We start from the raw sequence: 632 nt of genomic DNA on the forward strand, positions 1-632 counted from the left end.
TTGTCCCCACCAAAGCTAAGGAAATTCAAATAAATCGAAGGACACAGAAGGTCGTCAATACCGATGCACTGTTCGCCTTTCAAAAAGGCAAAGATGTCATTCAAGTTGCTATGAGTGAGCTTATATCCATTCCTGATTTTTTGCTACAACTTAATGAAATTGCAAAACCCTATTATATAAACGAAACGGAAGAGGAAATTAACTTCAAAAATGAAAACGCTACCATTATTAGTGAGTTGGAACAAGAAAATATCAAGCGGCTAATTGATCAAGCATTAGATGATCGTAACAGAGCTGCATTTGAAAGACTTGTGGAACTATTATAATGACAAAGAGTCTGCCCCAAGGATGAATAAAAGCTACTCCTAAAAATTAAGGAGTAGCTTTTATATGTTATTTATATTCTGCTAGAATTTTTGTTACCTTTTTAACGGCGTAAGAACTGCCGCTTTCATCTTCAGCATGCTCAATCATCATTGCAATCAGAATATCCTCGGATTCACTCGGATATCCGACAAACCAGACATTTTCCTGACCGGATTTTTCATCCTTAGTTTTCTTTAATTCAGCGGTGCCTGTTTTACCAGAAATAGGGAAGTCAGCTTTTTGTGCGTCATTAGCCGTTCCTTTAT

At 36.9% G+C, this 632-nt stretch carries 2 protein-coding genes; one reads left to right on the forward strand and one right to left on the reverse strand.

Annotated features, from left to right (window positions below; translation table 11 throughout):
* On the forward strand, positions 1–326 hold a 326-nt coding region (locus tag AC3G7N_RS21495; protein ID WP_489424169.1), incomplete at its 5' end, for an IDEAL domain-containing protein.
* Between the two features lie 67 nt (positions 327–393).
* Here the strand turns inward: AC3G7N_RS21495 and AC3G7N_RS21500 are convergent.
* The coding region (locus AC3G7N_RS21500; RefSeq protein WP_489424170.1) for a penicillin-binding transpeptidase domain-containing protein at positions 394–632 on the reverse strand (239 nt) is incomplete at its 5' end.

The organism is Virgibacillus carmonensis (assembly GCF_057836705.1).